The sequence below is a fragment of the Variovorax sp. RCC_210 genome, assembly GCF_041355175.1.
Taxonomy (GTDB): domain Bacteria; phylum Pseudomonadota; class Gammaproteobacteria; order Burkholderiales; family Burkholderiaceae_C; genus Variovorax.
The window spans coordinates 49,514-57,680 of record NZ_JBFUPJ010000027.1; the positions used below are offsets into that span (position 1 = coordinate 49,514).

At 69.8% G+C, this 8,167-nt stretch carries 9 protein-coding genes and 1 pseudogene; 6 read left to right on the forward strand and 4 right to left on the reverse strand.

The window, feature by feature from the left end:
- The first annotated feature begins 30 nt into the window (after positions 1 to 30).
- The 4 genes from AB6807_RS38810 (at position 31) to AB6807_RS38825 (ending at position 2,923) form a co-directional block, all read left to right on the forward strand.
- Entirely contained in the window at positions 31 to 948 is a 918-nt protein-coding gene (locus AB6807_RS38810) for a 2-dehydro-3-deoxygalactonokinase (RefSeq protein WP_371088738.1), read from the forward strand.
- Positions 945 to 1,586, forward strand: coding sequence for a 2-dehydro-3-deoxy-6-phosphogalactonate aldolase (locus AB6807_RS38815; RefSeq protein WP_371088739.1), 642 nt, complete (start codon positions 945 to 947; stop codon positions 1,584 to 1,586). Before AB6807_RS38810 ends, AB6807_RS38815 begins: the two co-directional genes overlap by 4 nt.
- Positions 1,583 to 2,404, forward strand: coding sequence for an aldolase (locus AB6807_RS38820; RefSeq protein WP_371088743.1), 822 nt, complete (start codon positions 1,583 to 1,585; stop codon positions 2,402 to 2,404). The genes AB6807_RS38815 and AB6807_RS38820 overlap by 4 nt, the downstream gene beginning before the upstream one ends.
- Positions 2,405 to 2,611: 207 nt before the next feature.
- Positions 2,612 to 2,923, forward strand: coding sequence for a hypothetical protein (locus AB6807_RS38825; RefSeq protein WP_116912796.1), 312 nt, complete (start codon positions 2,612 to 2,614; stop codon positions 2,921 to 2,923).
- A gap of 70 nt (positions 2,924 to 2,993) precedes the next feature.
- Here AB6807_RS38825 and AB6807_RS38830 read toward each other — a convergent pair whose 3' ends face one another.
- From AB6807_RS38830 to AB6807_RS38845, 4 genes are all read right to left on the reverse strand, one after another.
- Complete coding sequence (locus AB6807_RS38830; RefSeq protein ID WP_116912795.1) at positions 2,994 to 3,701, reverse strand: SDR family oxidoreductase; 708 nt, start codon at positions 3,699 to 3,701, stop codon at positions 2,994 to 2,996.
- Between the two features lie 39 nt (positions 3,702 to 3,740).
- Complete coding sequence (locus AB6807_RS38835) at positions 3,741 to 5,207, reverse strand: MATE family efflux transporter (RefSeq protein ID WP_371088740.1); 1,467 nt, start codon at positions 5,205 to 5,207, stop codon at positions 3,741 to 3,743.
- Between the two features lie 21 nt (positions 5,208 to 5,228).
- A complete protein-coding gene (locus AB6807_RS38840) occupies positions 5,229 to 6,551 on the reverse strand; it encodes an MFS transporter (RefSeq protein WP_116912794.1) in 1,323 nt (440 codons plus the stop codon).
- A 138-nt stretch (positions 6,552 to 6,689) separates the two neighbouring features.
- On the reverse strand, positions 6,690 to 7,181 hold the full coding sequence (locus AB6807_RS38845; protein ID WP_116912793.1) for a MarR family winged helix-turn-helix transcriptional regulator: 492 nt from the start codon (positions 7,179 to 7,181) through the stop codon (positions 6,690 to 6,692).
- A 75-nt stretch (positions 7,182 to 7,256) separates the two neighbouring features.
- Here AB6807_RS38845 and AB6807_RS38850 point away from each other — a divergent pair, with 75 nt between their 5' ends.
- Entirely contained in the window at positions 7,257 to 7,814 is a 558-nt protein-coding gene (locus AB6807_RS38850) for a PaaI family thioesterase (RefSeq protein ID WP_371088741.1), read from the forward strand.
- Positions 7,815 to 7,985: 171 nt separating this feature from the next.
- Positions 7,986 to 8,167: pseudogene (locus AB6807_RS38855) on the forward strand (iron ABC transporter substrate-binding protein); the annotation flags it as partial.

An 8,167-nucleotide genomic window follows, 5' to 3' on the forward strand; every position in this document is an offset into this window, starting at 1 on the left:
ACCAAGCCTCGAACAAATCCGACCATTGAAATGACAAGACTGGTAGCAATCGACTGGGGCACAAGCTCCCTGCGAGGCGCCCTGCTGGACGAAGCCGGCAAGGTGCTCGAAGAACGCAGCGACGCGCGCGGCATCCTCACCGTGCCTGAAGGTGGTTTCCCCGCCGTCTTCGAGGCGCTGTTCGGCGACTGGATGCGCCTCGACGGCGCGCGGTGCCTCATCTCCGGCATGGCCGGCAGCAAGCAGGGCTGGGTCGAGGCGCCCTACTGCGCCTGCCCCGCGGGCCGCGTGGAAGTGGGCCGCAAGATCATCGACATCGACGCCGTTCCGGGCTCGCGCATCGCGATCGTGCCGGGGCTGAGCGACGAGCATGCCGGCGTGCCCGACGTGATGCGCGGCGAAGAAGTGCAGATCTTCGGCGCCATGTCGATCATCGGGCTGGACGACGGCGTGTTCGTGCTGCCCGGCACGCACAACAAATGGGTCACGGTGAAGAAGGGCCGCGTGGCGGGCTTTCGCACCTACATGACGGGCGAGTTCTACGCCCTGCTGAGCCAGCACTCGATCCTCGCGCGCACGCTCGATGCGTCGGCGCCGCTCGACGAGGCATCGTTTCTCGAGGGCGTCACGCGCTCCGAGAACGGCCACGGCCTGCTGCACAACGCCTTCGGCACGCGCACGCTCGCGCTGTTCGAGCGCATGCCGAAGCAGGAGCTGGCCAGCTACCTCTCGGGCCTGCTGATTGGCGAAGAACTGCGCACGCAGTCGCTGCAGGCCGTGGGCGAGGTGGTGCTCATCGGCTCCTCCGCCCTCACCCAGCGCTACACACTGGCCCTGCGCGCCACCGGCGTCGCCACGCGCACCCTGGGCGCCGAAGCCACCTGGGCCGGATTGCACGCGCTGTCCGGCTTTCTCGACACCGACCGCACCGAACGAATTCCCGCATGACCACGCCCCTCGACAAATTCAACGCCGCCGTGCGCACGCTGCCGCTGGTGGCCATCCTGCGCGGGCTCACGCCGGCGGAAGCCGCCGACGTGGGCGACGCCATCGTCGAGCCCGGCTTCCGGCTGCTCGAGGTGCCGCTCAATTCGCCGCAGCCGCTGGAGAGCATCGCGCTGATGCGCCAGCGCTTTCCGCAGGCGCTGGTGGGCGCGGGCACAGTGCTGTCGGCGCAGCAGGTGCGCGACGTGCACGCGGCCGGCGGCGAGCTGATCGTCTCGCCCAACTACAACGCCGAGGTGGTGAGCGAAGCCGCGCGCCTGGGCCTGGTCTGCCTGCCCGGCGTGATGACGCCGACCGAGGCCTTCGGCGCGCTCGCATCGGGCGCCACCGGACTCAAGCTGTTCCCGGCCGAACTGGCCTCGCCCGCCGTGGTGAAGGCGCTGCTGGCCGTGCTGCCCAAGGGCACGCCGGTGATGCCCGTGGGCGGCATCACGCCGTCGAACATGGACGAATGGCGCGCCGCGGGCGCGACCGGCTTCGGCATCGGCTCCGCGCTCTACAAGCCCGGCAAGCAGGCCTCGGCCGTGCGCGAGGACGCGAAGCAGTTCATTGCCGCGTGGACCGGCACGAAGCTTGCCTGACAAGGCCCCGGCCTTTCGCTTTTTTCCTCACAAGAACAACGGAGAACCCCACCATGTCCGCCGATTCCGACTACGCCAGCCCCACCGTGCGCAAGCTGCGCGAAGACCTCGCCCTCGCCCTGCGCGCGGCCGCCCACCACGGGCTGTCCGAAGGCGTGTGCAACCACTTCAGCGTGATGCTGCCGGGCGCGCAAGACCGCTACCTCATCAACCCGCGCGGGCTGCACTGGAGCGAGATCGGCGCGGACGACATCGTGCTGATCGACGTGCATGGCGAGGTACTCGCGGGCCGCCACCGCGTGGAGCCCACGGCGCTGTTCATCCACGGCGCGGTGCACCGGCTCACCGGCCACGCGGTGGTGCTGCACTGCCACATGCCCTACGCCACCGCGCTCACGCTCACGGTCGACCGCGCGCTGGACCCGACCGCGAGCCAGAACGCGATGCGCTACATGAACCGCATCGCCATCGACGCCCAGTACAACGGACTGGCGCTCGACGATGCCGAAGGCGAGCGCATCGCGCGCGCCATGGCCGGCAAGGACGTGGCCTTCCTGGCGAACCACGGCGTGATCGTGGCGGGCGGCACCATCGCGCACGCCTACGACGACCTGTACTACCTGGAGCGCGCCTGCCTGCACCAGGTGATCGCGCAGTCGACCGGGCGCCCGCTGGTGCCGGTGGATGCGAAGCTGGCCGCGCACGTGGCCGCGCAGATCCAGGGCGAGCGCGAACAGTCGGACCTGTTCTTCGAGGCGCTGCGGCGCATGCTGCCCGATCCGACGGCCAGGACGGCTGCGGCAGCCCTGCGCGCCTGAGCCAACGGCCTACAACCAATGGCGCGCCTCATGAGGCGCGCCGGCCGCCGTGCGCCTTTAGCATCGAGCCTCGGTCGTGATGCCGCAACGCACAAGAAAAGCGGCGCGCACGGGCTTACAGCTCTTCATCCGATTTCGCTCCAGCCTTACAAGCGCTTCACACAAGGCCGCGAGGATGAGGCTTCCAACCACAAACCGGGGGATCACATGAAAAAGCTTACTTTCGCATTCGGCGCCGCAGTCCTGCTGTCGCTGGCCGCGCTCAGCGCACCGGCACAGGCCCAGCGAGGCGGCCCCATCATCCAGGCGCAGGTGTACGTCGTGCCACCGCCGCCGCCGCGCCGTTACTACGCACCGCCGCCTCCGCCGCGGTACTACGGCCCGCGCCACTACGGACCCGATCGCCATTACCGCGACCGCCGCTGGGACGACCGCCGTCACTACGGCCGCCGCGACAACGACCGCGACGGCGTGCCCAACCGCTACGACCGCCGGCCGAACAATCCGTACCGCTACTGATACAAAAAAACCCGGGCCAGGCCCGGGTTGTCGTTTGGGGTGCAGCCCGCGTGTGCTGCACTTGCCGCGCTCAGCCCGGCGCCGACGCGTAAGGCGGCGTGGCGCTCGACAGGCCCTGCTTCACGTGGCGCGAGGTGTCGTCCGCCAGCACCTCGATCTGGCCGGCCTCCACGCCTTCGAGTGCCTGGCGCGCCACATCGTCGGGCGAGACCTTGTCGCCGGGCACGTTGCGCGCCATGTCGGTGTCCATCAGCGCCATGTGCAGGCTCGTGACCTGCGTGCCCTGCCCCGCGAGCTCGTTGCGCAGGCCGTTGCTCAGCGACCAGGCCGCCGACTTGCTCGCGCAGTAGGTCGCCACGCTCGGGAAGGTCGCCCAGCTCAGCACCGACAGCGCATTGAGCACCGCGCCGCCGCCGTTGGCAGCGAGCACCGGCGCGAAGGCCTGCGTGACCGCCCAGGGGCCGAAGAAGTTGGTTTCCAGCTCGGCCCGCGCGGCGGCCACGGCATCGGGCGAACCCAGGAAGCTGGAGCCGCGCGAGATGCCCGCGTTGTTGACCAGCAGCGTGACGTCGCCGCAGGCGCGCGCGGCCGCCTCGATCTGCGCGGGCTGCGTCACGTCGAGCGCCACCGGCGTCACGCCGGCCAGCGTGATGCTGTTCGGGTCGCGCGCCGCGCCATAGACCTTGCGCGCGCCGGCGGCGAGCGCGGCCTTGGCGAACGCCAGGCCGAGCCCCCGGTTCGCACCGGTGATGAAGACCACGGAGTCCTTGATTTTCATGACGAGCCTTTTCGTTGAACGAGGTTGTTGAAAATTGCTTCAGGCCTGCGCCACCCGGCGCAGCAGACCGCTGGTGGTGCGCGGCCAGCCCACGCGACCGAACCAGGCGCCGCCCGCGATGGCCGACGCGCTCACCACACCGTACACCACCAGCGCCACGCCCTGCGCGGCAAACACGCCGCCCAGCCCGCCGCCCCAGCGCAGCGCCAGCCAGCCGCCGGTGCCCGCCACCACCAGGCGCGCGATGTTGCCCAGCACCGGCCACATCAGCCGGCCCGCGCCCTGCGACGCGAAGTACAGCACCAGCCCGACGCCGAAGAAGCCATACAGCGGCCCGACCACGCGCAGGTAGTGCGCGCCCGTTTCGAGCATGGCAGCGTCATGGCCGAACAGCATCAGCCAGGGCCGCGGGAACAGCGCCGCGGCCAGGCCGATGGTCTCGGTGAGCGCAAAGGCCAGCGCCGCGCCGGCCCAGGTGGCGCGCAGCGCGCGCTCGCGCTGGCCCGCGCCCATGCAGGTGCCGACCATGGCCACCAGCGGCGCGCCCAGGCCGAACACCAGCGGCACCAGCAGGTACTCGAGCCGCGACGCCGTGCCGTAGCCCGCCAGCGCGCCGGAACCGAAGTGGCCCGTGAGCGCGGTGGCGATGCCGATCGACAGGTTGGTGGCCACCGTCGACACCGCGCCGATGAGCCCGATGCGCAGGATGTCGCGGAACATCGGCCAGCGCAGCTTCAGCGCGGCCAGCGTGGGCCGCAGCAGGCTGCGCGGCGAGCGCAGGTAGACGATCAGCGCCATTGAGCCCAGCAGGTAGTACAGCAGCAGCGCCATCGCGCCGCCCGCGATGCCCATGCCCGGCAGCGGGCCGATGCCGAAGATCAGCAGCGGCGACGCGGGGATGAGGAACACCACGCCCACCACCGTCACGTTGGCCGGCACCGACATGTTGCCGGTGCCGCGGATGATGGCCGACAGCGAGTTGAAGAGCCACACCAGCACGGCGCCCGCGAACACCCAGTTCGAGTACGTGAGCGCGGCCTCCAGCGCGGGCCCGGTGCCGCCCATGATCCCGTAGAGCCAGCGCCCGCCCAGCAGCAGCGCCAGCGAGAAGCACAGGCCGAAGCCCAGCGCGATGACGATGGCGTGCCACACCAGCGCGTCGGCATCGGCGCGGCGGCGCGCGCCCAGCGCGCGGGCAATCGACGAGGCGATGCCGCCGCCCATGGCGCCGCTGGAGGTCATCTGCATCAGCATGACGATGGGGAACACCAGCGCCATGCCCGCGAGCGCATCGGTGCCCAGCTTGCCCACGAAGTAGGTCTCGATGAGGCCGACGCAGGCCTGCGCCACCATCACCAGCACGTTGGGCGCGGCCAGGCGCAGCAGCGTGGGCACGATGGGCGCCTCGAGCAGGCGTCGGGTGCGCGGGTCGAGGTCGCCCTGGAGCGGCGGTGGCGGCGATGGCGTTGGCGATGCCGGTGCCGAAGGGGTCGTGGTGCTTGTCATGGCGGCGTGCGTCTCGTGGGTTCAGGCGCGCGCCGCGGCGGCACCGGTGCTGGCGGCCGGCGTGCCGGACTTGGCCGCGGGGCGGCGGATCATCATCACGATCACCGCGGCCACCAGGCAGGCGGCACCGGCGGCGTACAGCGCGGGGGTGTAGGTCAGCAGCAGCGTGCGGGCAAAGCCGGCGCCGTAGGCGGCGGTGGCGGCGCCCAGCTGGTGCGCGGCAAAGACCCAGCCGAACACCAGGCCGACCTTGGCCGGGCCGAAGGCGGCGCCCGCGAGCTTGACGGTGGGCGGCACGGTGGCGATCCAGTCGAGGCCGTAGAACATCGCGAAGATGCCCAGGCCGTAGATGGTGAACTCCGAATGCGGCAGCCAGAACAGCGACAGCCCGCGCAGGCCGTAGTACCAGAACAGCAGCTTGCGGTTGTCGTAGCGGTCCGACAGCCAGCCCGACAGGATGGTGCCCACGAAGTCGAAGGCGCCCATCATCGCGAGCACCGAGGCGGCCGGCACGGCGCCCATGCCGTTGTCGCCGCACAGCGAGATGAAGTGGGTCTGCACCAGGCCGTTGGTGCTCAGCCCGCAGATGAAGAAGGTGCCCGCCAGGATCCAGAAGGTGCGGTTGGTCGAGACTTCCTTCAGCACGCGGAACGGCGTGGCGAAGTTCATCATGGGCACGGCGGCGGCAGGGGCGGCGGGCTGCGTGCCGGGCTTTTCACCGTAGGGCAGCAGGCCGATGTCCGACGGGCGGTTGCGCATCAGGCACAGGGCCAGCACGCCGATGAGCACGCTGCCGATCACGATCGGCACGATGGCCGAGCGCCAGCCCCAGTGCTCGATCATCCAGGCCGCGAACGGCAGGAAGGCCAGCTGCCCGGTGGCCGAGCTGGCCGTGAGCATGCCGATGACCAGCCCGCGCCGCGCCACGAACCAGCGGTTGGCCACCACCGCGCCGAGCACCAGCGCCGTCATGCCGGTGCCCAGGCCCAGCATCAGGCTCCACAGCACGAACAGTTGCCACAGCTGCGAGGCCATGGTGACCAGCGCCATGCCCAGGCCCACCAGCGTGAGGCCGGTGCAGATGACGGCGCGCAGCCCGTAGCGCTCCATCAGCACCGCGGCGAACGGGCCCATGAGGCCGAACAGCGCGAAGCGCAGCGCCAGCGCCGAGGAGATCTGCTCGGTGCTCCAGCCGAACTCCTGCCCCAGCGGCTTGAGCATGGCGCCCGGAAGGCCCAGCGCCGCCGACATGGTCAGCATGGTCAGGAAGGTGATGGCGGCGACGATCCATCCGTAGTGAATGCCGCGGCGCTGCAGCCATGCGGAGACTTGGGTGGCGAACATGGGACCTCTGCTGTTGGAATTGAATGGAGGAAAAACGCGAATACAAAACGCAAAAACACGAAAGACGCGGTCGCGCGCGCAGCCTCTGCGCGGCGATGAATAAGGGGGTGTCTCGGGTATCGCTGGGGCGGGAAACGCTCAGTCTTCGATGGCGGGCTCGTCGTCGGCGCCCAGCAGTTCCATGGCGTCGTCGATCAGCTGGTGCAGCGCGAGCACGCGCTCCACGCCCAGAAGCGCATTGATCTTCTGCTGCGCCGACTTCCAGTACTGCTGCGCTTCGCGGCGCTTGGCCTCGCCCGCCTCGGTGAGCTGCACCAGCAGGCTGCGCGCATCGGCGCCGGCACTTTGCGCGATGAAGCCCGCGGCAATCAGCGGCTGCAGGTTGCGGCTGAGGGTGGAGGCGGTCATCTTGAGTTCGCCCGCCAGGTCGACCGGCCGCGAGGGGCCCAGCCGCGCCAGGTGCGACAGCAGCGAGTACTGCGTGGTCTTCAGGCCGCTTTGCGACACCTCGGCGTCGTAGTGCTGCGACAGGCGGCGCGAGAGCTGGCGCACCTTGAAGCTGGTGCAGCCGCGCGGCTTGGCGGCGGTCGTCGTGTTGGCGACTGGGGTGACGGTGGCGGCGGTTTCCATGGGATATTATTGTATGTGCAACTATTGCATATGCAATAAACACCTCCCGACAAAGCCCCCAGAAGGAACGCAGGCATGACCTCAACCGCCGAGACCCCGAACCAGCTCGAAGCCTGGATTGCCGAAGAACGCCACATCGCCGAGCGGCTCGACGCCGGCCCGGGCCCCGGCCTGGCCCGCCCCGACCAGCTCGCGGGCAAGACCGGCCTGGAGATCATGCAGGCCATGCTGAACGGCGACATTCCCTACGCGGCCATCGCCAAGACGCTGGACTTCACCATCCTGGAAGTGCGCCAGGGCGTGGCCGTCTTCCAGGGCACGCCGCTGCCCCGCCACCTGAACCCGCTGGGCACCATCCATGGCGGCTGGGTCGCGACCATGCTCGACTCGGCCCTGGGCTGCTCGGTGCACACCATGATGCCGCCCGGTCGCGCCTACACCACCGCCGAGCTGGGCGTGAACTATGTGAAGGGCCTCACGCCCAAGGTGCAGCGCGTGCGCGCCGAGGGCAAGGTGATTCATTGCGGCAAGCAGCTGGCCACCGCCGAGGCGCGGCTGTACGGCCCGGACGGCACGCTGTACGCGCATGCCACGACGACCTGCCTGGTGTTCGAGATTCCTCCAGCGCGCTGAGCCGAGCCGCGCAACGCGGCGCAACGGGGCGAAGTAGGCCTTTGCCACGTAAGTGCAAAGGCCTCCCCGCCCGATCCTCCCAGTGATAATTATTCTCATCGCGGCCAGAACGACGACAACAACAAGCGCCGGCGTTTCCAGAACATTTCACTGCTCCCCCGGAGGATCTTCATGACCGAACGCTCCCGCGTCCACGGCCGCGCCGCGCGCGCCCTGTTTGGCACCAGCACCGCCATCGCCGCCTGGCTTGCCGTCACGGCCCTGCCCGCTCAGGCCGCCGCCGACGAACTCACGCTGTACACCACGCGCGAGCCCGCGCTGATCCAGCCGCTGATCTCGGCCTTCAGCGCGCA

What these genes read in the sequence shown, in the direction of transcription:
- AB6807_RS38840 (WP_116912794.1), bottom strand. Translation starts at nt 6,551, where the DNA reads ATGTTCGCCACCCAAGTCTCCGCATGGCTGCAGCGCCGCGGCATTCAC.
- AB6807_RS38825 (WP_116912796.1), top strand. Translation starts at nt 2,612, where the DNA reads ATGAAAAAGCTTACTTTCGCATTCGGCGCCGCAGTCCTGCTGTCGCTG.
- AB6807_RS38835 (WP_371088740.1), bottom strand. Translation starts at nt 5,207, where the DNA reads ATGACAAGCACCACGACCCCTTCGGCACCGGCATCGCCAACGCCATCG.
- AB6807_RS38830 (WP_116912795.1), bottom strand. Translation starts at nt 3,701, where the DNA reads ATGAAAATCAAGGACTCCGTGGTCTTCATCACCGGTGCGAACCGGGGG.
- AB6807_RS38815 (WP_371088739.1), top strand. Translation starts at nt 945, where the DNA reads ATGACCACGCCCCTCGACAAATTCAACGCCGCCGTGCGCACGCTGCCG.
- AB6807_RS38810 (WP_371088738.1), top strand. Translation starts at nt 31, where the DNA reads ATGACAAGACTGGTAGCAATCGACTGGGGCACAAGCTCCCTGCGAGGC.
- AB6807_RS38845 (WP_116912793.1), bottom strand. Translation starts at nt 7,181, where the DNA reads ATGGAAACCGCCGCCACCGTCACCCCAGTCGCCAACACGACGACCGCC.
- AB6807_RS38850 (WP_371088741.1), top strand. Translation starts at nt 7,257, where the DNA reads ATGACCTCAACCGCCGAGACCCCGAACCAGCTCGAAGCCTGGATTGCC.